Origin of the sequence: Ferrimonas futtsuensis DSM 18154 (assembly GCF_000422645.1) — a bacterium.
Lineage (GTDB): Bacteria > Pseudomonadota > Gammaproteobacteria > Enterobacterales > Shewanellaceae > Ferrimonas > Ferrimonas futtsuensis.
On record NZ_AUGL01000010.1, the window covers coordinates 145,601 to 171,353 of the forward strand.

The 25,753-nt window shown below is 60.3% G+C and carries 24 protein-coding genes and 1 tRNA gene; 9 read left to right on the forward strand and 16 right to left on the reverse strand.

Annotation, left to right across the window (positions count from 1 at the left end; all coding sequences use genetic code 11):
• Window positions 1-32 precede the first annotated feature (32 nt).
• Together G505_RS21090 and G505_RS0108915 are read left to right on the forward strand one after the other, a co-directional pair.
• Window positions 33-1,703 (forward strand): flagellar assembly protein A, encoded by a 1,671-nt coding sequence (locus G505_RS21090; RefSeq protein ID WP_051216019.1) that lies wholly within the window; start codon window positions 33-35, stop codon window positions 1,701-1,703.
• Window positions 1,704-1,796: 93 nt separating this feature from the next.
• The gene (locus G505_RS0108915; protein WP_028109243.1) at window positions 1,797-2,402 is read left to right on the forward strand and encodes a superinfection exclusion B family protein; all 606 of its coding nucleotides are present in this window, start codon (window positions 1,797-1,799) and stop codon (window positions 2,400-2,402) included.
• Here G505_RS0108915 and G505_RS22430 read toward each other — a convergent pair.
• Entirely contained in the window at window positions 2,399-3,163 is a 765-nt protein-coding gene (locus tag G505_RS22430) for a TetR/AcrR family transcriptional regulator (RefSeq protein ID WP_028109244.1), read from the reverse strand. The two genes, G505_RS0108915 and G505_RS22430, sit on opposite strands and share 4 nt — an antisense overlap.
• A gap of 622 nt (window positions 3,164-3,785) precedes the next feature.
• Between G505_RS22430 and G505_RS0108925 the strand changes: the two genes are divergently transcribed.
• Genes G505_RS0108925 through G505_RS0108940 form a run of 4 tightly spaced genes read left to right on the forward strand, consistent with a single transcriptional unit; the run spans window position 3,786 to window position 7,414 of the window.
• The gene (locus G505_RS0108925; RefSeq protein ID WP_028109245.1) at window positions 3,786-4,487 is read left to right on the forward strand and encodes a spondin domain-containing protein; all 702 of its coding nucleotides are present in this window, start codon (window positions 3,786-3,788) and stop codon (window positions 4,485-4,487) included.
• A gap of 10 nt (window positions 4,488-4,497) precedes the next feature.
• A complete protein-coding gene (locus G505_RS0108930) occupies window positions 4,498-5,199 on the forward strand; it encodes a spondin domain-containing protein (protein WP_028109246.1) in 702 nt (233 codons plus the stop codon).
• Window positions 5,200-5,250: 51 nt separating this feature from the next.
• A complete protein-coding gene (locus G505_RS0108935; RefSeq protein WP_028109247.1) occupies window positions 5,251-5,958 on the forward strand; it encodes a response regulator transcription factor in 708 nt (235 codons plus the stop codon).
• Window positions 5,939-7,414, forward strand: a complete 1,476-nt coding sequence (locus G505_RS0108940) for a sensor histidine kinase (protein WP_051216020.1) — start codon at window positions 5,939-5,941, stop codon at window positions 7,412-7,414. Before G505_RS0108935 ends, G505_RS0108940 begins: the two co-directional genes overlap by 20 nt.
• A 35-nt stretch (window positions 7,415-7,449) precedes the next feature.
• Here G505_RS0108940 and G505_RS0108945 read toward each other — a convergent pair whose 3' ends face one another.
• On the reverse strand, window positions 7,450-7,935 hold the full coding sequence (locus tag G505_RS0108945; protein WP_028109249.1) for a hypothetical protein: 486 nt from the start codon (window positions 7,933-7,935) through the stop codon (window positions 7,450-7,452).
• 133 nt (window positions 7,936-8,068) lie between these two features.
• Here G505_RS0108945 and G505_RS0108950 point away from each other — a divergent pair, with 133 nt between their 5' ends.
• The 3 genes from G505_RS0108950 to G505_RS0108960 are packed head-to-tail and all read left to right on the forward strand — an operon-like array spanning window position 8,069 to window position 10,560.
• Window positions 8,069-9,118 carry an HlyD family secretion protein gene (locus G505_RS0108950; RefSeq protein WP_028109250.1) on the forward strand — a complete coding sequence of 350 codons (1,050 nt, stop codon included), beginning with the start codon at window positions 8,069-8,071 and terminating at the stop codon, window positions 9,116-9,118.
• A gap of 7 nt (window positions 9,119-9,125) precedes the next feature.
• Complete coding sequence (locus tag G505_RS0108955; RefSeq protein ID WP_028109251.1) at window positions 9,126-10,142, forward strand: DUF2955 domain-containing protein; 1,017 nt, start codon at window positions 9,126-9,128, stop codon at window positions 10,140-10,142.
• Window positions 10,105-10,560: a MarR family winged helix-turn-helix transcriptional regulator gene (locus G505_RS0108960; RefSeq protein ID WP_028109252.1), complete on the forward strand. Its 456-nt coding sequence runs from the start codon at window positions 10,105-10,107 to the stop codon at window positions 10,558-10,560. Before G505_RS0108955 ends, G505_RS0108960 begins: the two co-directional genes overlap by 38 nt.
• 31 nt (window positions 10,561-10,591) lie before the next feature.
• Here the strand turns inward: G505_RS0108960 and G505_RS0108965 are convergent, their stop codons facing one another.
• From G505_RS0108965 to G505_RS0109030, 14 genes are all read right to left on the reverse strand, one after another.
• Window positions 10,592-11,041, reverse strand: coding sequence for a NifB/NifX family molybdenum-iron cluster-binding protein (locus G505_RS0108965; protein WP_028109253.1), 450 nt, complete (start codon window positions 11,039-11,041; stop codon window positions 10,592-10,594).
• Window positions 11,042-11,043: 2 nt separating this feature from the next.
• Entirely contained in the window at window positions 11,044-11,352 is a 309-nt protein-coding gene (locus tag G505_RS0108970; RefSeq protein WP_028109254.1) for a DUF134 domain-containing protein, read from the reverse strand.
• Window positions 11,353-11,511: 159 nt separating this feature from the next.
• A complete protein-coding gene (locus G505_RS0108975) occupies window positions 11,512-12,288 on the reverse strand; it encodes an energy-coupling factor ABC transporter ATP-binding protein (protein WP_028109255.1) in 777 nt (258 codons plus the stop codon).
• A complete protein-coding gene (gene cbiQ, locus G505_RS21100) occupies window positions 12,285-13,043 on the reverse strand; it encodes a cobalt ECF transporter T component CbiQ (RefSeq protein WP_051216021.1) in 759 nt (252 codons plus the stop codon). The genes G505_RS0108975 and cbiQ overlap by 4 nt, the downstream gene beginning before the upstream one ends.
• Window positions 13,040-13,570: a hypothetical protein gene (locus G505_RS0108985; protein WP_028109256.1), complete on the reverse strand. Its 531-nt coding sequence runs from the start codon at window positions 13,568-13,570 to the stop codon at window positions 13,040-13,042. The genes cbiQ and G505_RS0108985 overlap by 4 nt, the downstream gene beginning before the upstream one ends.
• A complete protein-coding gene (cbiM, locus tag G505_RS0108990) occupies window positions 13,567-14,181 on the reverse strand; it encodes a cobalt transporter CbiM (RefSeq protein WP_028109257.1) in 615 nt (204 codons plus the stop codon). The genes G505_RS0108985 and cbiM overlap by 4 nt, the downstream gene beginning before the upstream one ends.
• Window positions 14,182-14,190: 9 nt before the next feature.
• Entirely contained in the window at window positions 14,191-14,958 is a 768-nt protein-coding gene (locus tag G505_RS0108995) for a DUF4198 domain-containing protein (RefSeq protein WP_028109258.1), read from the reverse strand.
• Window positions 14,959-15,072: 114 nt separating this feature from the next.
• Entirely contained in the window at window positions 15,073-16,068 is a 996-nt protein-coding gene (locus G505_RS21105; protein ID WP_245568350.1) for a diguanylate cyclase, read from the reverse strand.
• Between the two features lie 26 nt (window positions 16,069-16,094).
• Window positions 16,095-16,673 (reverse strand): chemotaxis protein CheB, encoded by a 579-nt coding sequence (locus G505_RS0109005; protein WP_028109259.1) that lies wholly within the window; start codon window positions 16,671-16,673, stop codon window positions 16,095-16,097.
• A gap of 8 nt (window positions 16,674-16,681) precedes the next feature.
• Complete coding sequence (locus G505_RS0109010; RefSeq protein ID WP_028109260.1) at window positions 16,682-17,521, reverse strand: CheR family methyltransferase; 840 nt, start codon at window positions 17,519-17,521, stop codon at window positions 16,682-16,684.
• Window positions 17,521-21,585, reverse strand: coding sequence for a response regulator (locus tag G505_RS23460; protein ID WP_028109261.1), 4,065 nt, complete (start codon window positions 21,583-21,585; stop codon window positions 17,521-17,523). The genes G505_RS0109010 and G505_RS23460 overlap by 1 nt, the downstream gene beginning before the upstream one ends.
• Window positions 21,586-22,006: 421 nt before the next feature.
• Window positions 22,007-23,155 carry a hypothetical protein gene (locus tag G505_RS0109020; RefSeq protein WP_028109262.1) on the reverse strand — a complete coding sequence of 383 codons (1,149 nt, stop codon included), beginning with the start codon at window positions 23,153-23,155 and terminating at the stop codon, window positions 22,007-22,009.
• Between the two features lie 69 nt (window positions 23,156-23,224).
• Window positions 23,225-25,195: a WG repeat-containing protein gene (locus G505_RS22435; RefSeq protein WP_157509142.1), complete on the reverse strand. Its 1,971-nt coding sequence runs from the start codon at window positions 25,193-25,195 to the stop codon at window positions 23,225-23,227.
• A 315-nt stretch (window positions 25,196-25,510) separates the two neighbouring features.
• A tRNA-Leu gene (locus G505_RS0109030) sits at window positions 25,511-25,597 on the reverse strand.
• Between the last annotated feature and the right edge of the window lie 156 nt (window positions 25,598-25,753).

Consider the following 25,753-nt stretch of genomic DNA (forward strand, 5'->3'; position numbering starts at 1 on the left):
GAACTCGCCTAATTAGCAAAAGTAATGGCGCAATGATAGGACCGGACCTCCTCTTTTTCGACGAAGAACACCAGACCCTCTGTGTGGATCTCACCCCAGAAAAGCATGCTCAAGTGGATCTGAGCCAGCTTAAGTCTCTGGTGGACAACTCTCCCTATCGCCAATGCGCCTTCCTCGACAACGATGTTCGCAAGGCTCTGCAGCTGCTGAAGCACCAGGCCAAGGGCGCCAACAAGGCTCAGGTGCAGCGTGTCCCTCTGGCGATGAAGGTGGATGGCGAGTGCAAGCTCAACCTCTCCACCGACAAGATGGAGGTCACCGCCACCCTGACCTCTCCCCAGGGCGGTCGCCGTATCGGCTTCAAGGAGCTGGTTCAGGAGCTTCAGACTCTCGCCATTCAGAACGGTCTGCTGAAAAATGCCATCAACACCCTGCTGAAACAGGCGGAATCTGCCTCCCCCGGAGAGAGCATCAGCGCCACCATCGCCAAAGGCAGACCCGCCCAAAACGGCCGGGACGCCTTATTGGAGCGCCTGGTCAAACTCAACCGTGAACGGCTGATGTCGCCCAGAGTTCTGGACAATGGCAAGGTGGATATGCGCGACCTGGGGGAGATTGTCACCGTTCAGGCGGGTGACGAGGTGATGCGCAAACACGACGCCGAGCCTGGAATCGACGGCTATAACGTCATCGGTGAAGTGCTCAAGGCCAAACCCGGCAAGGATCGTAAGCTGAAAGCCGGCAAGGGCACCACCACCGCCGACACCGACCCCAACCTGCTGTTGGCCAGCGCCGATGGCCAGCCCAAGGAGACCAAGGATGGACTGGAAATTGTCGAAGTCCTGACTCTGAAGGACGTCAACGTCGGCACCGGTCACATCAACTACCACGGCAACGTGGTGATCAATGGCAATGTGGATGAAGAGATGCGGGTTCAGGCCGGTGGCGACATCACGGTCAACGGTTTTGTGGATGGAGAGCTGCTCAGGGCCGGCGGCGACATTGTCGTCGGCAAGGGCGTGATCGGCCGGCTGGTGGACAACCACAAGCTGAGCACCTCCCTGGAGGCGGAGGGAGAGATCCACGTGGCCTTCGCCCAGTACGCCCATCTCAAGGCAGGCGGCGACATCCTGGTGCAGACCCAGCTGGTGCACTGCCAGTCCCACAGTGGCAACAACCTCACCGTGGGCGTGCCCAATGGCAAGAAAGGCGACATCGTCGGTGGCCTGACCCAGGTCACCCACTCGGTAAACTGCATCAACCTGGGATCCCGCGCTGCCACCCAGAGCCGCATTCGTGCCGGCCTCGGGGTTCAACAGCTGCGCGCCATGGCCAAGGAGTACCATCAGCAAGAGCAAGCCCTGCTGGCCCAGAGCTACAAGCTGCGTCAGGCGGTCAACAAAGCCTCGATGGCCAAAGACAAAACCGATGAGGAGCGCAAACGGCTGGTGGCCCAGTTCACCCAGGCACAACAGCAGAACAGCGCCAGACTCGCCGAAGCCCAGTTGCTGCTGTCGGAAACCGATGACAAGCTGGCCAGCTTCTTCAACCGGGTGGCCGTCAGCATCACCCACAACCTCTACCCCCAGGTGGAAGTGGAGATCGGCACTCAGAATCTCACCAGTGCCAGGGAGTATGGTCCCAGTAAGGTGTTTAACGACGGCAACGCCATTCAGGTCGAGCCCCTGGTCAACCCGAGCTAGGGCAGCAGCCACAACCTGTAAGCTGGCACCCCTTTTGCTTTATAATGAGGAATGCCCGTTTCCGCCAATTTTTCGACGCGAGGACTCACCACCATGGTAAGTCAGGATTCTCAGATCCATGCCCTGACCAACGCCCCTCTGTATAAGCTGGCCCTGTGGCTGCTGGTCACCAGCCTGGCGCTGTTGTGGTTGCCGGTGCGGTGGGCGCAATCGCTCTACCTGCAACAGTGGGTAACCGACTACGCCTCCTGGCTGGGTCTGGCGGTGGTCGCCAGCTGTGCCTATCTGGCCACCCTGGCCGGACGCCTCATCTTCGGCCGCATCATGCAGCAGCGGATTGCCGCCCAGCAGAAGCTGTTGATGGAGGAGAAGGTACAGACCCTGGACAACACCGAGCGGGCCATCCTTCGTGAATTTATCCTGCAGGCTCGTGGCAGCGTGCCCATGCCGTTGAATCACCACGGCGTCAGTGCCCTGATGGAGTCCGGCATTCTCGCTCGTGCGGGTTCAGTTGAAGAGTATGCAATTGAAGGGCCGGTGGCGCCGCTGAAGATCACCGCCATGGCCAGGGGGAAACTGACTCGGAAGGTACTGAGGCTGCCCGAGGGGCAGCTCAGCGAAGAGCAGAGAGAGCGGCTGCTGGCCAGTCGACCGGAATTTGCGGCCAATCTGACCCGGGGCAGCCGCCACGCTGCCTAGAATACCGCAGAGAGGTCGTGCTCCTGCTCAAGTGCGATTAACTGCTCTTCCACCGCCTTGATCACCCGATCGCGGGATTCAGGGAGCAGACCCACCCGCCAGTTCAGGGTCCCGGTGATCAACGCCAGGCTGTCATACAACTTGTGGATCTGGTTGAAATTCAGGTTCTGGGCGATCATCGGGTTGTTGATCATGGTCGTCGCACCACGCTGGCACGCCACCATGGTGGCGTGGGCCACCTCAATCTCCTGATCATCGGACACCAGTTGTCCTTCAATACGAGCCGCTTCCACCACCCGCTTGGCGGTAGAACAGGCCTGATCCACAAACATCTGCATCTCCTGCAGACGATAATCACTCACCTTGTCCACGATCCCCTCAGCACCGGCCAGGGCGTTGAAACCCAGAGACCAGCTGGTGTGGGCCACGGCCATGGCGCCGTAGAGGTGCATCGCCAGCCAACGTTCGGCATGGTTCAGGTCCGCATTCATCAGCTCAGGCTGACGTTCGGTCAACAGCTCCACATGCTTGGCGAAGATGGCGACCAGCAGGTCCTCTTTACAGTTAAAGTGCTTATACAGCGTCCCTGCACTGCACCCAGCACGGGGTGCCAACTCGGAGAAGCGGAAAGAGACAATACCCTGCTCCTTCACCAGACTCTCCCCCAATCGCAACAGTGCCTGATCCCGTTGGCGGAAACGGGCGTGCACCGGCGAAGCCCAATGGCTAGAATTGAGCCCGGACTTAGCTTCCTGCTCCATATCAATGAACTCCTTAAAACGCAAATCTGGACCCACTGTACGCTTGAAAAACACGCTCGAATGTTAGCTACGCCACGTTTAATGAAAGCCAAAAACAAAAAGTTTGAGCGTTAGCACGTTAACTTTAAAAATTCAGACATAATCGACCTCCTGCCCTGGAGCGTCGATCTCATGGTGATCGCCCAATTTGGTATACTGAATGCCAGTAACTGGAAATCTGCTTAGTGCCGAAAACAGAGAATCCCGCCCCAATGGGGTTCAACGCCCCACGCTGGCGCAAAGTCAGTAGTGACTCGAATCATTCCGGGCCGATCAGCCAAGGATCCCACGAAGGATTAAAATAGCACGCCATTTATTTAATTAACATATTTCTCAGGACGTTAACCCAGAGGGGTTATTAATTTATTTCTCAGCTGATATTCACTGGCGCAATTTATTCCACCTTTCCGTTTAGTCAATTAGACGTTTTGATTACTGAGTCATAAATAGTGGTAATTGGAATGACCAATCTCCATCACAGCGGCCCAACGCAATTGTGATGAAATCGTGATGAATCCGTGAAAGCCTCTTGATACCTGCTCTCTAGACTGAATTGACTCAATCAAGCAGGAGATGGAAGACCATGACAATCAAGCCTCTGGCCCTGGCCGCTCTGCTGGCCGCCCCCGCCCTCCAGGCACAAACCCTGACCCTGGAGGTCACCAACCTGACCCAGGGGATCTACTTTACCCCGCTGCTGATCACCGCCCATGACAGTCAGTACCGCCTGTTTCAGTCCGGCACCGATGCCTCTCCTGAACTGGCCGCCATGGCTGAAGGGGGGGACATCAGCGGCCTGGTGGCCATAGCCAACAGCATCAGCGCCGTCTCCGCAGAGAATCCCGCCGCCGGCCTGCTGGCCCCGGCCGCCAGCACCAGCGCCACCCTGGAGAACGTAACCGAGGGGATGGTGTTGTCACTGACCGCCATGATCCTGCCCAGCAACGACGGCTTTGTGGGCCTGGACAGCTGGCCCATCCCCTCTGAGCCGGGCAGCTACACCATCAACCTGAACGCCTACGATGCCGGGACCGAAGCCAACGACGAGGTTCTGGTGGCCGGAGCGGGTGGCGCACCCGGCACCCCAGGAATGCCCGCCATTCCGGGAACCGGCGGCGGCAGCGGTGCCACCGGCGTCACCATGGATGAGCCCAACGCCAAGGTCCACATTCACCGCGGCAATCTGGGTGACACCAATGCCACCGGCGACATCAGTGATGTCGACAGCCGCATCCACCGCTGGCTCAACCCTGTGGCCCGCATCACCGTCACCGTAGCAGAGTAAGGAGGCCGCCATGAAGCGCACACTTACCCTGGGCCTGATGGCCACCGTCCTGCTGGTGGGTTGCCACGACGACGATGACAACAACACCACGCCTCCGCCAGCCGAGATGGTCAGCTTTGACGTCACGGTGACCAACCTCACCGCCGCCCAGCCCATGTCGCCCCTGGCCGCCTACCTCCACGACGGCAGCATCGCCGGCTGGCAGATTGGCGAAGCCGCCTCCGGGCCGCTCGAGGTTCTGGCGGAAGGGGGGGACGGCAGTGACTGGCTGACCACCGCCACCACCGACGGGGCGAGCGCCACCGCCGCCGCAGAGGGCATCCTGGCGCCGGGGGCGGCCCAGAGCCTGACCCTGACTCTGGACGCGGGGCAGGAGATGCAGTTGACCTCGGCCACCATGCTGGTAAACACCAATGACGCCTTCGCCGGCATCAATGGCTGGGACCTCTCCGGCCTGGCGGTAGGGCAGTCGATGACCGTCAACCTGCCGGTGTACGACGCCGGCACCGAGGCCAACTCCGAACTGGCGGCCACCATTCCGGGCCCGGCAGGGGGCGGAGCAGGCTATGACGCCACCCGGGACGACGTGGACTTTGTGGCCCGCCACCCGGGCGTAGTGGGCAACCAGGACGGCTTTGCCGAATCCGCTCTGGACGGCCGCCACAAGTTCGACGCTCCGGTGGCTCGCCTCACTGTAATGCGGACCCGCTAACCCCGGTCTACTTGCCTGTCGCCCCTTTTGGCGGCAGGCAAGGGAGATCCGATGATGGCACGACTGCTGGTGATCGAAGACGACGAGGACATCAATGCCCTGGTGTCGCTGAACCTGGAGGCCCTGAACCATGAGGTGGTGAGGGTCAGGGATGGCCGGGAGGGGTATGAACTGGCCCACAGCGGCGAGTTCGACCTCATGGTGCTGGACCTGATGCTGCCCGGCATGGATGGCCTCACCCTGTGTCAGACCCTGCGCCAACAGGGGTGCATCACCCCCATCATGATGCTCACCGCCCGCAACACCGAAGTGGACCGGGTGGTGGGGCTGGAGAGCGGCGCCGACGACTACCTGAGCAAGCCCTTCAGCGTCCGCGAACTGCAGGCCAGGGTAAAATCCCACCTGCGGCGGGCCGAGCTCAGTCGCCAGAACCACCAGCCCGCTGCGGCAACCCTGACATTTGGGCCGCTGCAGCTGGATCCGGAGCGCCGTGAACTTCGGCTGTCGGGCAGAAATGTGGAGCTCACCAGCACCGAATTCGATCTGCTCTGTTACCTGGCCCGCCATCCAGGCCGGGTGTTCAGCCGGGAACAACTGCTGGAATCGGTATGGGGTTATCAGCACAGTGGTTATCAGCATACGGTCAACTCCCACATCAACCGTCTGCGGGCCAAGCTGGAGCAGGATCCGGCCAACCCCGAGTATGTGCTTACCGTGTGGGGCGTAGGATACAAGTTCAATGACAAGCTTTCCGATTAACTCCCTGTTCTCCAGGCTTGCCCTGGTCCTGATGGTCAGCTTCCTGTTGCTGGGACTGATGCTGGTGCAGTTGAGCCGTCAACTGGACGCCAGCTTTCAGGAGCAGGTGACCCAGAAGCTGCACCTCTCCCTGGCGGAGCACATCGTCCATGAAGGCCCACTGTTCATCGAGGGTAAACCGGACCCGGCCGCCGTGGAGCGAGCCTTCCACAACATGATGATCCTGGGCAAAGGGTTCGAGTTCTACCTGCTCGCCCCCGACGGCACACTGCTCAACTACTCCGCCCCGCCGGAGAAGATTCGTCGCAAGCGCATCCCCACCGCCGCCATAGAGCAGGTCCTGGCGGGTCAGTCGACCCTGCCCCTGCGGGGACCGGATCCCAGGGATCCCATCCGCGAGAAGGTCTTCTCCGTGGCCCCGGTGATGATCGACGGGCAGATGCTGGGTTACCTCTACATCATTATCAACGGTGAGATCTACGACTCGGTGGCTGCCCAGGTGGCGGACAGTGCCTGGCTGCCCTTCGCCCTGCTGATGCTGGGCAGCGGCGCCCTGTTCCTGCTGGCGTCCACCCTGGGTCTGTTTGCCTGGCTGACCCGCCCCCTGAGCCGGCTCAGTGACGCCATCGGCGCCATGGAAACCCAGGGATTCAAGACCCCCTCCCTGGCCCTGAATACCCCAGGCGCCGCCAGGGAGGTCCGCCAGCTGGAGCAGGCATTCAACACCCTGTCCCACCGTCTGCAGCTGCAGTACCGCAAGGTGAAGAGCGTCGATGAGATGCGCCGCGAACTGCTGGCCCACGTCAGCCATGACCTGCGCACGCCCCTGGCCTCGCTCCAGGGCTACCTGGAGACCTGGATGCTGCAGCAGCGCAAGGGACAACAACCGGATCCCGCCTATGTGGAGATCGCCCAGCAGAACGCCGCCAAGATTCACAAGATGGTGGATCAGCTGATGGAGCTGGCCCGGCTGGAGAGCGACCAGGTGCCCATGAGAATCGAATCGGTGAGCATTGCCGAGCTGGTGCAGGACGTGTTGCAGAAGTACCGCCCCGCCGCCGAGGCAAAAAAGGTGCTGCTGGATGTCTCCCCCAAGGATCCCGGCCTGCAGGTGGCGGCGGACATCGAGAAACTGGAGCGGGTGTTCACCAACCTGGTGGACAACGCCTTGCGCCATTGCCACTCAGGGGACAGCATCCGCATCCAGCTGCTGCAGGATGACCAGTTGGTGAAGGTGTCGGTGAGTGACTCGGGCATCGGCATCCCCGCCTCGGACCTGCCGCACATCTTCGATGCCCACTACAAGGCAGCCAACTCCATTCGCGGCGATGCGGCTCACTCAGGGCTGGGGTTGGCGATCACCAAGCGCCTGCTGGCCCTGCACAAGAGCAGCATCGAGGTCTCCAGCAAGGTCCAGCAGGGCACCGAGTTCCGCTTCACTCTGCCCCTGGCTTAGGACGGCGGCCAATACACTCCCGGCAAAGCCCCTGTTCAGGGGCACCAGCCCGGACTGCCTGCGGGACGGGCCAGCCCCTCCGCGTCCAGCCGCTGCAGCAGCGACCGGCCATCCAGGGTGACATCGGCCACCATCCCGGTATCGGTGAGGGCCATCCCCTCCAGAACCATCACCTGCCCCGCCAGACGCTCATTGAGAAACACCACCAGGGCCCGGGCCAGGTTGCGCTCTAGGGGGCACTGGCCCGCCACCGAGGGCAACCTCATCCCCCGGGGCGTAAGCAGCACCTGGGGCTCGATGCCTGCGGGACGCGCCGACAGAGAGAGCCACAATCGGTCCCCCTCCATCCCCAGCACCCGCTCCACCCTGGCCTGATCCGACGTCAGGGCAGGCAACGGCAGCGGCGACGGCGGCGGACTCGATGCTGCCCCGACGGGAGCCTGAGGTTGACTATCATGACCCTGCAGCCCACCACACCCCGCCAGAGCCAGTATCAACAGCAACGCCGTTTTGCGCGCCATGGCACTCTCCTTGAAATTGCACCTCTTCAGCCAAGATACCCAATTCCCCACAGCGATTCCTCAGAAAACGTTTTTTTCACGCCCCAGCGCGTATGCTATGCTGCAACCAAAATTGTTGTAGGTGAAACAAAAAATGAGTCAAACCCCATACCAGTGGAGTCTCTACCTGGTGCTCAGCCTTACCCTGGGATTCGCCCTGTTCCTAATGGGCAGCGACACCCAGGCGCCCTTTACCACCCAGGCCGAGCTGCATCGCAGCGTCGCCAACATCGCCCCGGAGGTCTCCGGCAACCTGATCGCCGTTGAGGTGCACAATGGCCAAAAGGTGTCCGCCGGCAGCCACCTGATGACCCTGGATGACCGCAGCTATCAGCTGGCGGTGACCCAGGCCGAGGCAGACCTCAAACAGGCTCAGCAGGATCATCTGGCCCGTCAGCAGGAGCTGGAGGTGGCGCACCTCACCCTGGCGCAGAAGCGTCAGCAGGCCAACAATGATCACCTTCGCCTTGAGCGCCACCAGACCCTGGTGAAGCGGGGACTGGTGACCCAGGAGCAACTGGATGACTCGGTGAACGCCGCCACTATTTCCGACGCGGCGGTGGCCGCCGCCCAGGCGGAGGTTCACCGGCTTGAGGCCCAGCTGTCGGAGCAGGAGGGCGACGCCGCCATCCTTCTGGCCCAGGCCAAACTGTCCAAGGCGGAGCTGGATCTGCAGCGCACCCGCATCCTTTCCCCCACCGAGGGCCGGGTCACCAACCTGCAACTCAGTGAGGGCAGCTACCTCAGCGCCGGCACCCCGGTGATCTTCCTGGTGGACGGCCAACGCCCCTGGGTCTACGCCGACTTCAACGAAAAGGGTGGCCGCTACCTTCAGCCGGGCCAGCCGGTGTGGGTGGTGTTCGACGCCCTGCCGGGACACCGCTTCCAAGGCGAGATCATCAACCGGGATCAGGCGGTGTACGACGCCTCCAGCGATACCGCCGGCCTGGCGGACGTCACCAACGACAACCGCTGGATCCGAGAACAGCAGAAGGTTCGCACCCGCATCCGGGTGGCGGATCTGGATCCCGCCCTGATCTCCGGTGCCAAGGCCAGCGTCATGGTGCGCCGGGACGACAGCCTCTGGGGCCAGGTGGCGGGCGCCTGGATGGATGTGATCGCCCTGTTCCGCTACATCTACTGAGGCCGACATGAACCAAGCCACCGACTGGAACCAGATACTGCGCATCACCGGCACGGTCACCCTGTGCATGCTGCTGGGGCGCTACCTGGACTTCACCTCACCGGTCTACCTGGCCCTGTTTCCGGTACTGGCGGTCACCAAGGCCAGGGACTACTCTTGGGCAGGCCTGGTCAGCCAGTTTCGTCCCGCCCTGCTGGCCAGCTTTGCCGCCCTGATCACCGTGGAACTGTTCAGTGACCACCCTTATGTGGTGTGGGCCCTGAGCCTGCTGCTGTTCGATCAGCTGCGCAAACGCGCCACCCAACCCGCCCGCATCGGCGCACTGATCATGCCGGTGTTCAACTGGGTGATCGTGGTGGTGTTTGCCCAGGGCGGCAGTTTCGACATGGTCAACCGCTTCAAAGAGATCCTGCTCTCGATGATCATCACCCTGGTGGTAATGAAGCTGTTTGCCATGCTGTTCCCCCCCCCACACACCCCTAAAGGTGCCCCGCCCCCCGAGAAGCCGGTCAGTTATCGGCAGAGGATGAACTTTGTGGTATTGCTGGGGCTGGGTCAGAGATTTCTGATGATGGTGGATATGCTGTCGGCCACCTTCTGCATGGTGCCGCTGATCCTGGCCGCCGCCCAGGTCAGCCAGGACAGCTACCTCAAGGTCCTCAGAGTACGCTTTATCGCCCAGGTGGGCGGCTGCGCCCTGGCGATGATCTTCATGGTGCTGCTGCTGGGCCATCAAACCATGTTACCCTTCTACGGACTGGCCCTGGGCCTGCTGATCCTGGCCATCGCCTATCAGATTGGCTCAACTCAGGGGCCGGATAAAGATCTCCATGGAGACGCCCTGCTTGGGGTCACCCTGCCCATTCAGCTCTATGTCGGCCCCAACCAGTTTGGCCTGGTGGACACCCTGCAGCGGGGCTGGCAACTGACCCTGGTATTGCTGCTACTGCTGACCCTGGGAAACCTGCTCTACCATCAGAGGCACCATGAACAGAACCATCACCGCCATTCCGGAGCTGGATAACAGCCTGACCTTCATCATGTCCCTGGCCCAGAAACAGTACCGGGCCATCTGCACCCAGAGATTGCAGCAGGAGTTTGACATCACCCTGGAGATGGTCGGCGCCATGAAGGTGCTCAACCATCTGGGCTGCATCCCCCAACAGCAACTGGCGGACGTGCTCAAGCGAGACAGGTCGGTAACCAAACGACTGGTGGACAACTGCATCAAGCGGGGCCTTATCTGCGCCGGTAAGAGCGACGCCAACCGCAAGGCTCGCATGCTCAGCCTCACCGAGGAGGGGGAACGGGTCAACCTCGCCTGTACGCCCCTGCTCAAGCAGGTCCAGACTCAGTTTTTCGAGGGGGTCAGCGAGCAGGAGCAACGCCTGCTCAGGGGGATCCTGGAAAAGCTGGTGCGCGAGGATGTGCGCACCCAGTAGCGCCATCCATGGCGACTTACCGAAAGGGTAATCAGTTCAATTTGATCTTGGGCAGGGCCCCATCCGCCCTGCTGAGCGCACCGGGGGCGGTCTCCAGCAGCTTCGGCGGGCTCTTATGGCCACAGCACTTGCTGGACTTGGGCTTGCAGGGGCGCCCCTGGGCCGCATCGGTCAGCGGGTTGGTGGCGATGCTGCCGTCCAACACCTGGGCGATGGTGGCGCCCCGGGTCAGTCGCTCCACTTCGATGCCGGCATTGAGCAGACGAGCCAGGGAGCGCTCGCCGATGTTGCGCAGCACCACCTTGGTGACCTGCATCTCCTTGAACACCTTAACCAGGCGCTTCTTCTGGCCGCAACCTCCGTCCTGGCTGTTGTCGATGCGGACCAGTTGTCCCTCATCGCTGTAGACCGCAAAGGCGTTGGCCTTGGCAAAGTGTCCGGCCACCCGGGCCCGGTCGGTTACTGGCATGGCAATGGCCATAACTACTGCTCCTTTTGTTCTTCAGGGAAGGGCAAGCTCGACTCCATCTCCAGCGCCTGGCCCCGAATCAGGGCAGACACCACCTTGCGGCGTGCCGAAGTCACTATGTTGCCCAGGGTCTGCCGGGATACCCCCATCGCCTCCGCCGCCTGCTGCTGGCTCATCCCCTCCATGTCGGTGAGGCGCATCGCCTCAAGTTCATCGGCGCCCAGGGGCACCTTGGTCAGCTCCTTGCCGGGCACACCATTGGGTTTGTACAAGCTGTAAGGGGCGCAGCAGCGCACCTTGCGGGTGAGTTTGGGTCTGGGCATATCCACCTCATATCTGGCATATGCCAATAACCTTAGCGCGAGTAACTGGCATATGCCAGTTACTCAGTGAGAAAGGTGATCCGGCTAACGACCCGGGTTCAGCGGAAACGGCTGCTGGGAAAGGGAAGGGCCACCACCAAGACTGTGGCGGCCAGAGGCTCAATTGCCGGCGTTGTGGTGGTCGCTGTGGGCCGGGGTGGGATGGCTGTGGTCGCTCTCCAGCTCCCGTTTGGGGTGGATATGCAGATGGCTGTGGGTGTGCTGATGGGGATGGCTGTGCATCACCGCCTCCAGCAACTCCCCCTGCTGCAGAATCACCGCCCGATTGGCCAGTTTCTCAATCACCGATTTATCATGGGAGACCAGGATCATCGCCAGATCCAGCCCCTGAAGCCTGTCCAGCAGCCGCTGCTGGGCCTGTTCATCCAGGCCATTGGTGGGTTCATCCAGCAGCAACACTCTGGGACGCATCGCCAGTACCGACGCCAGGGCCACCAGCCGCTTCTCGCCGCCGGAGAGGCGGTGGGTGATGCGATCGGCGAAGGCTTCCAGCCCCAGGCTGGCCAGGGTCTCCCTGGCCAGGGCGGTGGCCTCCTTCTGGTCCATCCCCTGATTGAGGGGACCAAAGGCCACGTCTTCGATCACCGTCGGGCAGAACAGCTGGTCGTCGGAGTCCTGAAACAGCAGCCCCACCTGGCTGCGCATCTGGTGAAAGTCCGCCTCGTCACCACAGGGCTGACCAAAGGCCAGCACCTGTCCCTCTCGGGGGCGGCGCAGCCCCACCATCAGCTGCAGCAGGGTGGACTTACCGGCGCCGTTGCCCCCGACCAGGGCCAGGCGCTCGCCAGGATTCAGGGTCAGGTTCACTCCCTGAAATACGGGACGCTCTCCGTAGCCGAAGGCCAGATCGCGCAGTTCAATCAGTGGGTGACTCATAACTGGGTCTCCAGCAGTTTCAGGCTCAGGGCCAGGGAGGTAAACAGGGCCAGGTGCAGACTGTCCATCGCCTGCCACTCGCCTTTGTGGATCAGATAGAAGCGCCCCTGGAAACCACGACAACGCATGGCGGCCAGCACCCGGGTGGATCGCTCCATGGAGCGGATCAGCATCATACCAATCAGCCAGCCCAGAGTACGCCAGGTGTGCAGGTTACTGCCAGGCTTGAAGGCTCGGGCTCGCATCGCCTGACGCAAGCGCCGGTACTCCTCCAGCAGCACGAACAGGTAGCGCACCGTCATCAGGAACAGGTGCACCAGTTTGTCCGGCACCCCCAGACGGGCCAGGGCGTGACCCAGCCGCTCAGGCTCCATGCTGCCCAGCAGGGTCAGCATCCCCACCACCATGGTGTTGGCACGAAGCAGCACCACCAGGGCTCGTTCCAGACCCTCGGCAGTTAGGGTCTGGCCCAGCCCTTGCCACAGGGGTTCTCCGGGCAGGGTAAAGGGCAGGGAGATCAGCAGCAGGACCATCAGCCCCTCTACCGCCAGCAGGCGTTTGAACAGGGCCTTGAAGGAGAGGCCCACCAGAGGCACCAGGCTAAGGGCAAACCCCAGGGAAAGCGCCAGAGGCAGGGGGTGACTCAGGCCCAGGGTCACCGTCAGCAACACCAGGGCACACAGCACCCTCAGCCTGGGGTCACTGCGCTCCAGCCAGCGGGGCTGCTGGCTTTTGAGCCAGAGGCCGTCGTTCACCGACGTCCCCGCCACCACATCGCCACTCCGGCGATGCCAAAGATCATCCCCAGTCCGCCGACGACGTCAGACAACCTGGCTCTGTCCTCGGCCTGTTGCAGTTGTTGACGCAGTGGCCCCACCTGGCGGGCCACCGCCTGCTCAATCATCGACAGCAGCTGTTGCTGATCCAATGCCTGAGGCTCGTCTGCCTGGCCTGGCTGAGGAGACGGCTGTGCGCCCTGAATCTCATCGGCGCTCACCGGCCAGCGGACCTGATGGCCATCGCCGGTATCCACCAGCAGCTCAAGATCCCTGGGCTCTTCGGGCTGATAGACAAACTCGCCGTTTTCATCCGGGGTCAGGGTGGCCAGCAGGGAGCCGTCGAAGGCCAGCACCTGGACACTGGCCCCGGTGGCAGGACCGCCGCCGGCGAAGTAGACGCTGCCGTGTACCCGGCCTCCTTCACCATAGGCAAACACCTTGAGCAGGTGGGCCTGAACGGCACAGCTCATCACCAGGGCCAGGCCCAGAATCCAAGATCTCATTCATTCTCTCCCGGGGTCAGCAGCTCAGGTGCCACCCGTTTCATAAAGCTCAGTGCCCAGGCGGTCACCGCTGCCTCCACCAGCAGCAGCGGCAGATAGGTCACCAGGATAACCCGGCCCGCCGGCAGATATTCGGGGCCACTGGCCACCAGGGACAGCATCACCATGATACCGGTCAGCCCCACTCCCAGGGCACCGGCGGCGGCCCCCCAATAGAGCACGGCACGCCCCTGGGCGGCGCGCAGCCTGGGGGCAATCAGCCAGGCACACAACAGCGCCGGCAAGGCCAGATTCAGGGCATTGACCCCGAGCACCGACAGGCCTCCATAGCCGAAAAACACCGCCTGCATACACAGGGCCACCAGCAGGGCGGGCACCGCGGCCCAACCCAGCAAGGCGCCCATCAGGCCATTGAGGATCAGATGCACACTGGAGGGGCCCACGGGTACGGTGACCAGGGAAGCAACGAAAAACGCCGCCGCCAGCACCGCCGCCTGGGGGATGCGGTCGTAATCCATCCGCTTCACCGCCACCAGGGTCAGGCCTGCGGCCACCACCCCAGAGGCGGCCAGTACCGGCAGAGAGAGTACCCCGTCAGGGATGTGGGCCATGGTTGTCTCCTACTTCATATCCCGGGCATGAACCCAGATAAGGCCGCCGAGTTCCACCGGCACCGGCTTGCCCTCGGGATTGGTCATCGGCTCGTCCGCTTCCAGCAGAGCCGCGAAGCCCCACCAGCCGGTTCTGGGCATCACATAGCTGAACACCCCGTTGGCGTCCGCCTTGATCACCTGGGTGACGTAGCCGTCGGATGGGGCGGTGACACTGCCGTCATTGCGCCACTCCACCTCGACTTCGGCGAAGGGCACCGGCGCCCCATGCTGCCGTACCACGCCCTGAAACAGGTTGCCGGTCCACAGGCTGTAGGGGCGACTCAGAGGCTCAATCTCCACCGGCAGGCCCACGGGCTGATCCCAGCCCTCCAGGGCGCCGAAGCCATCCACCACCACCTTGGTGTAGTGAATGATCATCTTGCCCTCACCGGGCTCCCAGTAGGGCGCAGGCTCCAGATAGAAAAGGTAGTCGCCGGGGCGGGTCACCCGGTAATCCGCCCGATAGGCCTGTTTGCCATCCACCTGAGCAGAGGTAAGGCGATTCATCAGGTCCTGCTTGCCCTGGGGACCCACGACACCAAACTGCACCGGCTCTCCCATGGCCATGGCCGGACCACGCTCCATTGGGTGGGTAAAGGTCAGTGCCAGCTGCACCTGGCCACCACTGGCGGCATTCAGGGAATCGGACTGGGGGATCAGTTCCTGGAAGTGGGCACCGGCGGCACCGCTGAGCAGGGAGGCGGTCAGCAGACCGGCGCGAAGAAACTGGGACATGGGACGCTCCGTCGATGAGTAAACGAGCAAAATATTACTCATTTAAAAATCGTCATACAATCGATCAGCGCCCACTCTGACAAGGAACCACACTAAGTTTGATCTGCCGCAAGCTTAAGAGACCTGGGCCGGGGTCATCAGGCTGCACTCATGACAGCAGCAACGGTTGCGCCCCTCACTCTTGGCTTCATACAGGGCCACGTCCGCCATCTCCAGCAACTTTCTGGCCGGATCATCCAGGGTGGGCACCATACTGGCCACTCCCACACTGATGGTGACGTTCTCCGCCGTGGGCGAACTGCGGTGCGGCTTGTCCAGGGCGTCGACACACTCGCGGATGCGATTGGCCACCTCCATGGCGCCATGACAGTCGGTTTCCGGCAGCAACACCGCAAACTCCTCGCCTCCGATGCGGGAGGTCTTGTCCATGGCGCGCATGGGGATCTTCACCAGGGTGGAAGCCACCTCCCGCAGGCAATCGTCCCCCAGCTGGTGGCCGTAGGTGTCGTTGTAGGCCTTGAAGTGGTCGATGTCCATCAGCACCAGGGAGAGGGCGCGCCTGGTGCGACTGCCCCGCTTCCACTCCTCATTGAGCAGCTCATCGAAACGACGCCAGTTCAGCAGGCCGGTCAGGCCGTCGGTGGTGGAGAGCATCAGCAACTGCTCATTGGTCTCCTCCAACTGCTGTTGCAGCTCCTCCAGTTCCACCAGTTTTCGGTCGAACTCCTGGGTCTTTTCGGACAGGGCCTCCCTCTGGGCAAACAGCTCGAGAAACACCCCAACCTTGCTGCGGAACATCATCGGGTTCAGCGGTTTGAGCAGATAGTCCACCGCACCGGACTCGTACCCTTTGAAGACATGCTCCGACGCCTTGTAGGAGGCGGTTACGAAGATAATCGGGATGTGCTTGGTCTTGCTGTTGCCCCGCATCAGCTCCGCCACCTCGAACCCGTCCATCCCCGGCATCTGCACATCCAGCAGGATCAGCGCAAAATCATGATCCAGGGTATGAGCCAGGGCCTGCTCGCCGGAGGTGGCTCGGATCAATTCGGCATCGAATCCCTCCAGCAGCCCCTCCAGAGTCAGCAGGTTCTCGGGTCTGTCGTCCACTATCAGTATCTTGGGAGTGCCCATAACTAGTCGCTACTCAGTGAATTTAAAAAGTGGCCGATCTCATCCAGGGGCAGCTGGTGGTCAACCTCGACCCGCTCCAGCACCGCCATCGGCATCTGTGGCGCTTCCGCGCTCTCGGGGGTTTGCACTACCAGCAGCCCCCCTCTTTGTTTTATCCTTTCCATCCCCGCGGCCCCATCGCTGTTGGAGCCGGTGAGGATCACCCCCACCAGGCCAGGCCCATAGGCATCGGCGGCGGTTTCAAACAGCACATCCACCGCCGGCCTCGAGAAGTTGACCCTGTCCTCGGTGCTCAAAGCCAGGGTGTGTTTCAGCTCCACCATCAGGTGGTAGTTGGGCGGAGCAAAATAGATGGTACCCGCTTCGATGGGCTGCTTATCCTCCGCCTCGTACACCGGCAGGGCGCAGCGCATGCTGAAGTGAATGGGCAGATAGCTGTCGGCCACCGGGCCCACGTGCTGAACAATCAGCACAGGCAACGAATACGCCTCCCTCAGCTTGGGCAGGATCCTCTCCAGGGCTGCCATGCCTCCGGCCGACACCCCGATAACCACAGCCTTGTAGTCAGAGCCCGATTCCATCGTTACCCCTATGGCGCACGCTTCTTGCGATAGATGCGCTCTCGCTCAGACACCACTTCAAACTTGTCTGCCACCTCGGAGAAGCGGATGCTCTCCTTGGATCCCAGACACAGGAAGCCACCGGGACAGAGGCTGTCATAGAACAGCTTCAGCACCTTGCTCTGCAGCTCCCGATTGAAATAGATCAGTACATTTCGGCAGAAGATCAGATTCATCTCGCCAAACACACTGTCGGTCACCAGGTTGTGGGAGGAGAACAGTACTTTGTCCCTCAGCCGACTCTTGATCACCGCACTGTCGTAATCCGCGGTGTAGTAGTCGCAGAAGGAGCCTGTGCCCCCCGCCTTCTGGTAGTTGGCGGTGTACTCCCGCACCAGATTCATCGGGTAGATCCCCTGTTGGGCCTTATCCAGAATCCGCTCATTGAAGTCGGTGGCGTAGATCTGCACCCGCTCCTTGAGCCCCTCCTCCTCCAGCAGGATCCCCATGGAGTACACCTCCTGACCCGAGGAGCAGCCCGCGTGCCACACCTTGATAAAGGGGTAGGTCTGCAGGTGAGGCACCACCACTTCGCGCACCTTCTGGTAAAACCAGGGGTCACGGAACATCTCGGTGACATTGATGGAGAGATCCAGCAACAGCTTGTTGAAGAACTCCGGTTCGCGGATCACCTTGTGCTGCATCTCCGAGAAGCTGACCATCCCCTCCCGCGCCCGGCGCAGATCCAGCCGTCGCTTGGTGTGCGCCCCGGCATACTCACGGAAGTCATAGCCATATTTGCGGAAGATCGCCTCCAGCAGCAGGTCAATCTCCAGTTGCTCGTCGGCAACGGTTACCATCTCACTCATCAGTACAACCACACTCTCAGCATCGACAGCAGCTTATCCGTGTCCACCGGCTTGGCCAGGTAATCGCTGGCACCGGCCTCGATGCACTTGCTGCGATCCCCCTTCATCGCCTTGGCGGTCAGGGCAATAATGGGCAACTTGGCCCAGTCGCTGCGCTGACGGATCTGACGCATCGCTTCATAGCCATCCATCTTGGGCATCATGATGTCCATCAGCACCCCATCCACCTGCTCCATCTCCTCCAGCTTCTCCAGGGCCTCGAAGCCGTTGCGGGCGATGGTCACCGCCAGCCCCTTCTCCTCCAGCACGCTGGAGAGGGCAAAGACGTTGCGCATGTCATCATCCACCAGCAGGATCTGCTTGCCGCTCAGGGCCGACTCCTTGTGGTGGATGGACTTGAGCATCCCCCGCTTCTCCTCGGGCAGGTTCGCCTCCACCCGATGCAGGAACAGGGCGGATTCATCCAGCAGACGCTCGGGAGATTTCACCCCCTTGATGATGATGCTCTCGGCGTAGCGGTTGAGCTCCTTCTCCTCCTCACGGGTGAGATCGCGGCCGGTGTAGATAATGATCGGCACCCGGGCGGCGGTCTCACTGCGGCGAATCTTGTCCAGAAGCTCGAAGCCGGTCATGTCCTCCAGCCCCAGGTCCAGCACCATGCAGTCATAGCCCTGATGCTCCAGCTCCTCCAGCGCCTCGCGGCCGGAGCCCACGGCGGTGATGCTGACGTCGCCGTCACCAATCAGCTCCTGAATGCTGTGACGCTGCAGTTCATCGTCCTCCACCAGCAGCAGTTTGCGCACCGGCTTGGAGATGATCTCCTCGATCTTGCCGAAGGCGCTCTCCATCTCGTTCAGATTCACCGGTTTGGTCAGGTAGCCGATGGCGCCCATGCGCATGGCGTCCAGGGTGCTGTCGTTGGCGGACATGAAGTGCACCGGGATGTGCCTCAGGGCCGGGTTCTCTTTCAGTCGCTCCATCACGGTCCAGCCGTCGATCCCCGGCAGGCCGATGTCCAGGATGATGGCGCTGGGCTTGTAATAGTCGGCGAAGTGCAGGCCGGTCTCACCGTCGGAGGCGACGATGCACTTGAAACCACGCTCGCGACCAAAGTCACGCATCACCTTGGCGAAGGCCTTGTCATCTTCGATGATCAGCAGGCTGCGCTCCTCTTCGCCCAGCCCCTTGCGATCGTCGCTGATGTATTCGCTGTCGTCCCCCGGGGGCGCCTGCAGCACCGGTGCAGCCGGCGCGGCGGGAGCAACAGGAACAGCCTCTGTCACTGGCTTCGGCCTGGGCTCGATGACCGGTACACTCGGCTCCGGCTCGGCACCGCCCGGGAGCTTAGGCCCCCCCTGAGGCAGCACCAGGGTAAAGCAACTGCCCTGCCCCTCTTCGCTCTCCAGGTGGATGGAGCCGCCAAGCAGTCGGGTCAGCTCCTTGGTGATCGACAGGCCCAGGCCGGTGCCGCCATAGGTGCGGCTGGTGCTGCCATCCGCCTGCTGGAACGCCTGGAAGATCGCCTGCTGCTTGTCCTTGGAGATGCCGATGCCGTCGTCCTTCACCGCAAAGGCGATGCAGCCCTCGCCATTGATGCCGTGCTCCAGACACCACTGGGGATCCGGGCTGGAGAGGGTCAGGCTCACCTCGCCCTCATGGGTAAACTTGAAGGCGTTGGTCAACAGGTTGCGCAGCACCTGCTGCAGCCTCATGGAATCGGTGTGCAGGGTATCCGGCACCGCCCCCTCCACCTTCAGTTGGAAATCCAGCCCCTTGTCGGTGGCCAGCTCCCGGTAGAGCCGCTCCAGGTCGGCAAACAGCGAGTCGATCCCCACCTCTTCGACCATCAGTTCCACCTTGCCCGCCTCGATCTTGGACAGGTCGAGAATCTCGTTGATCAGCGACAGCAGATCCGACCCCGAGGAGTTGATCGCCCTGGCCGCCTCAATCTGCTTGTCGTTGAGGTTGCCCTCCTTGTTGCCAGCAAACAGCTGGGAGAGGATCAGGATGGAGTTCAGCGGGGTCCGCAGTTCGTGGGACATGTTGGCCAGGAACTCGGACTTGTACTTGCTGGCCTCCTCAAGCTCGCTGGCCTTTTCACGGGCCTCTTTCTGAGCCTGCTGCAACTGGTTGTTGCTGGCCTCCATCGCCTCCTTCTGTTCCTCCAGCGCCTTGGAGCGCTCCTCCAACTCCTCGTTGGTGACCCTCAGCTCCTCCTGCTGAGCCTGGAGTTCCGCCTCGGACTGCTTCAGTACCTTGGCCTGCTCCTCCAGCTCCTCGTTGGCCACCCGCAGCTCCTCCTGCTGGGCCTGCAGCTCCCCTTCGGAGCGGCGCAGGGCATCGGTCTGCTCCTCCAGCTCCTCGTTGGTCACCTTGAGTGCCTGCTGCTGCTCCTGGGCCTGAGCCAGCAGCTGATCGATCACCTGACGGGCGTTGGCGGCGTTAAACAGGATGCCCACATTGGCCATTACCTGATCGATAAACTTGCGCTGCAGGGAGGAAAACGGCGTGGTGGCCCCCAGCAATACCGCCCCCAGTTTGTGGCCGTCCACACTGATGGGAATCGCCATGAAGTGTTCGGGGATCAGCTCGCCGGCGCCAAAGTTCAGCACCGGCGCCCGCTCCACCCTGGAGAAGCAGATCACCTCCTCCTCCAGCAGGGACTGACCCACCATCCCCTCACCCAGGGCGATGCGGTTGAAGTTGCCCTGGCGGTCGGTAAAGGAGTAACTGGCCTGAAGCCCCAGCATCCGGTCATCATCCAGCAGATAGAGCGCCCCCAGCTGACAATCCATATGCTTGCAGAACTGGGTGATGAAACGCCCTGCCAGCTCCTCCATCTGCAAGTCGCCCCGCAGTTGGTCATCCAGGGTCTCCTTTCCCGAAGCCAGCCAGTGTTGGTCCCGCAGATCCCTGGCCATGCCGTTGAGGGCGCGGGCCAGATCCCCCAGCTCATCGCTGCGGGCTTCGGGCAGGTTGGCGCCCAGCTTGCCCCGGGCGATCTTCTGCGCGAACTCCATGCCGTCAATCAGCGGCTGGGTCAGGGTGCGGGAAAACAGGAAGGCGGCGCCGCCGATAAACAGCAGTACCAAGGCGGCGGTCATCACCACCTGGGTGTAGATGTCCAGGATCGGCTGGGTCACCTCATCCTCATTGACCTTGGAGATCAGGTACCACTGCAAGCCGGGGATCGCCAGCCGGTTGTAGCTCACCAGTACCGGAACGCCGGCACTGTCGATGAAGGTGTCGTAGCCACCACGGGTGCCCATCTCCGCCGCTTTGCGCCAGTAATCCAGGGGCTGAGCCAGGGCATAACCCACCACGTAGCTGCCATCGCCCATGGTGCGCATGTTGCTGCGGAACTCGTAGCGCTCGCCGTCACCATGGACCCCCATCAGGTAAGACTCACCGGTCTCCCCCATGCCATCGCGGGCATCGACGATGCCGGTGACAAACTCCGGCGTCAGCTGCAGCACCAGCACCGACACGATGCGCTGTTGATGATCGAAAATGGGCTGGGCCAGGAAAGCGGTCTCACTGCCCTGATTGGGCTCGAACGGCGCGAAGTCCACCACCACGGAGTCGCCACTGGTGGTCACCTTGGTCCAGGCCTGATTGAGGCCGCTGCCTCTCAGCACGCCGCTCTGCAGGCCTCGCCCCTCCAGCTCCCTCAGGGTCAGGGCGAAATCCACCCTGCCGTCACTGCCGTCGATCAGATAAAGGTTGTTGTATCCGTAGGCCTGAATGTAGGCCTCCAGGGCCACATCGAACTCCTGACGACGCTCCCGGGTCAGGCTGCCCTTGGCCAACTCCCGCAACAGATTCTGGATACGTTCCGACTCGGACAACACCCGAATGTCCGCCAGCCGCTCATCGAAATAGTTCTCGATGTTGGCTTTACGGATAGACTGCACCGCATTGAGCTGGTCAAAGGATTGGTTGATCAACGCTTCATTGGCCAGGCGGCTGGCAATAAAGGTGACAATCACCATGGGTATCACCCCGGTGATAAAGAGCAAACCTATGAGTTTTGGGCGGATTTTAAGTTCTGCCAGGCGGATCATGGACTCTCCCCCGCGACTGAACAGCTAAGGGCACAAGAGGCAGTCGCGGAGACCTCTCTGCCAAAATTCTTCAGGCAGCGAGCCGACTGCACCCCCGGAATCCAGGTCGAACAGGCGTAACTCGGCCATAGTAGGCAAAGCTAACCCACTGGAAACTGAATAACTGTGAGCTGAAACTTAATGTTAGAGAAAAGGTATCCAAAATGTCGCTTTTTCCGAAGCGGAATGGTCAGAAATCACCCAGGCAGTAACATTATCGCCGCACAACCCCATGGATAGCACTGATATTTAAGATTCTTTTTTCAAATGGTTGAAAAAGCACAGCAGGAAGAGTCGGCCAAAGCGAAGAGAGATGCCATCAGAGCCATGCAGGAACGAAAAAGGCCCTGACATTCGTCAGGGCCTTTGGGATACGGATTATCTACAGGGCGCTGATCTCGTTCAACCGCTCCAACGCAGTTCGGTAATAGGCGCCTTTTTTCCCCGCTGAATTCAGATATTGCTGATAGATGCTCTTCGCCTTATCGGCCTCATCCGTATGGAAGTACGCCTCAGCCTTGAAGAAACTCATGGAAACGGGCAACTGGTAACCCATACGTTCCAGCAGGTCAAAATAGACCAGTGCTTCAGAGTACTTCTTGGACTTAAGGTAATTGGTCACGGCCACCTTGTATTTATCCAGGCGAATGGCTCGGTTTAAACCAGCATCCTGCTTAAACGCTACCTCAGCCTGAATTTTAAAGACCTTGGAGTCACGGCGCCCCTTCATCTCGGTGCAACGTTTGGCGTGTTTACCATCCTCTTCGTAGCACTCATTCAACCAGGTTTCATAGGCAGACTTCATCAGCTTCAGCGACTTTTCAGGCTTGAGCTCCTCCCCCTTTGGTGGCTGCCAGTACAACCTGGCCAGGTTGTAACGGGAGCGGGCCCCCCAGGTACCATGCTGCTCATACAGTCTCAGGGCTTCAACTTTTTCCCCCGCTTCATAGATAAAATTTGCATGTTGACTGCAATACTCAGCTGGTCGTAATTGGTACGAACCAACATGGCCTTTTCTGCACAACCACCCGCTCAATTCAGTACGCCGTGACTTATCCTTATCGTGCCTGGGATAGTTACTGTAGAAATACCACAGTCCGAGCTTGGCATCGTCAGTGCCTATGGCTTCTACCTGCTCAATAAGCTGAACTTTCTGCTGACTGTAATGACTTGAACTGTCGCCGCGGACCAGGTCTCCCAAGGCCCATGAATACCGCTCAGCCGGATAGGCGCCAACGTAATTGCTGGCTTCTGGTGCCCCTATAAGGGAGACCAGGTAGCGAGTCCACTCAATACACTTCTGCGGACTCTTATAAGTTTTAAACAACTTATACCAGTCGCCCGTGCAATACACATGACTGACCGTTCGCGCAGCCCCCTCATCTCCCCCAACCGCTTTATTGATCTCCTTTTGGAAGCTGCGCTTCTCAGGTGGCAGAGAGGAGCAGGCAAACATCAGGCCACCCACTCCCAGCAAAACCACAATATTCAAACTCTTTTTAAGCAAACCCTTACCCAGAAAAAATCTCATTGGATACCCTTACCATCTGCATTGTTCATTCCTGTACTGAAAGTTCGTTATCTCTTCTGAATACCATCGCTAATCGATGTTATCCCGGTACAGATGAAAACCATTCTTAAAACACGTGCCGTCGCCCAGGTACCGACTCTTGCTCTCCGGCCCGACGATAAACTGCCCCGTTTCATCGATGATCGCCGCTTTCCAATACTCGTGAGTATTACTGCACTCTCCCTTATCGTATCGGGTATCAAAGGTCACAACGGCTCTGCCTCCAGAGAATGGCGCCGCAGTATCAAATTGTGGGCGGATCACCCATTCGCCATCGGGGTCGATATAGCCAAGGGGGTGGTCCTCACCTATGCGAACCGCGGCTTTACCCTCCGAAAATGGAGCAGAAGAGATAAATCTGGGCTGAATGACCCAGTGCCCATCGGAGCCGATATAGCCAAACAGACCATTCCGGCTTTGCTGAACCGATGCCAATCCTTCAGAAAAATCTTCCGCTTGCGCATACCCTGGCCTGACTATCCAGCGACCACGGTCATCGATAAAGCCAAAACCTTTGCGCCTTGTCCAAACCCGCGCCCTTCCCTCGGAAAAGGGATAGGCTTCATCAAATCTGCCGTCGAAAGCGATGTCGCCGCGGCCATCGATGTACTCATCGCTGCTGTAGTCACCGGGCAGTTTCTGAACAACGGCCAGACCTTCAGAAAACGCGTCCATCTCTGCAAACTTTGGCAGAATGACCCAGCTTCCATCGGGGTTGATCATCCCCCATTTGTAATTGGACTCGACTCGCGCCCGGCCTTCTGCAAAGTCTCTGGCATTGTCAAAGGCTGGCTCGATCACCCACTCACCCCGGGTATCAATGTAGCCATAGCGTTTGCTGCCATACTCTCCCTCTCCAATAGCAGCAGCCAAGCCCTCTGAAAAACGTCTGGCACCCTCGAATTTCGGTGCAATCACCCAGTCACCGGCGAAGTTAATGTAGCCGTAGCGACGATCCTTGCCGCTACCCACAGAGGCCAGCGCCAACCCCTGATGAAAATTACCGGCAAAGCCAAACCGAGGGGGGATTACCCACTCCTGATGGACAACACTTCTTTTGTACCCGTAGAGGCTGTGTGTCTTGTTGGCGTCTTCATCAAGCACAGGCACCAGAGTCTCTCCGGGCAAGGTGCGACTCTGAATCTCCCGGATCCGTTTTAGCAACAACGCATTCTCCTGGCGCGCCATCTCCCCCAAGCTGTGTTGCAGGTGCTCTAACGCCTTCTGCAGGTCTGACGCCTCTGATTGCATTTGGGTCTCTATGTCACTGGAGATATATTCCCGCTCAAACTCCGCAAAGATGTCGTCCTCTTCCACTTGCACTGCGGTACTTAATGCGGCATCGATTCGGTCAGCCTTCGCTCGGCTCAGTTTCTTTTCAGACTCCAGGCGCTGCTGTTCAAGCAGATACTCCGCGAAATGATAAAAGCTGGCAGAAAAGGCTATCGGATAGGCGCGTACATGCTGCCTCTCACTCAACTCAAACCCATGCTGAAACAGCAGCTGCGCCTCCCGCTCTGGCAGATAAGCAAGCTGCTCAGCAATCAGCTTTTTCTGACTGGCTGAATGCATATTGGAAACCACACTCCGATTCCAGTTAGGGCTGCCTGGAGCATTGAACGAGAGCTCTGTCTCAGACAGGTCCCCAAGTGACGATTCCGCCAGTACTCCAGGGTCGAGAATCAACCCGTTGGCGGCCATCAACTCCGGCCTCAGTAGCAGTGTGTGGGTAGGACGCAAGATAGGCACCAACATCTTCAGCTGCACCGGTTTAATGGTCTTAACCACTGAGTCTGGCAGGCAATCGTAACTCTGTTTATCCGAGCATAAATCGAACCATCGATGCTCACCTGAACCTGTCGCCATGAGGTCGATACCACGCAAACGCCAACGGGCCTCACTGTAGATCACCGGCTCCCCCATCAACCCCCAGGCTTTCCAGCGCAATTCAAGATCCATCACCAAGCTGGCGTGGGCATCAATGGGCTCTATGTACTGCATCGGAGAGTGCAAGCGCTCGAAGAGAATGATCCCTTTTGACTCCTGGGCCAGTCCAGGGAAGCAATGCAACAGGAGCAATAGAGCGATAAACCGGAGAGAGTTGGGCACTGGAATCCACTTTCAGGCTGACATTAAGAGATGCTGTCCAGTGTATCCTTGGCTCCGCGCTGGACCGTTGACTCAGATCATCAGTGTTATCGGGATGTTTCAAGAAAAGGTGAGGCGATGGCAGGAACCCTATCGCGCCGCATAAGAAGGCGCTTCAGCCCAGAGACGAAAAAGGCCCCGACTTTCGTCAGGGCCTTTCTCTGTGTTTGGTACCGAGAGAGGGACTTGAACCCTCAAGGTGTCACCACCGGCGGATTTTGAATCCGCTGCGTCTACCAATTCCGCCACCTCGGCTTAGAGGGTTTGCATTATAGACCCCCTGCGATTCGGCGCAACCCCCATTGCATCAACTGGATAGAATTCGTCCATGACACTCAGCCCCGCAATCTCGGCAGTTGTAGCCCCCGTTACACCTTCAGGATTCGTCTGTCTGATTCAAGGGGGATGCAG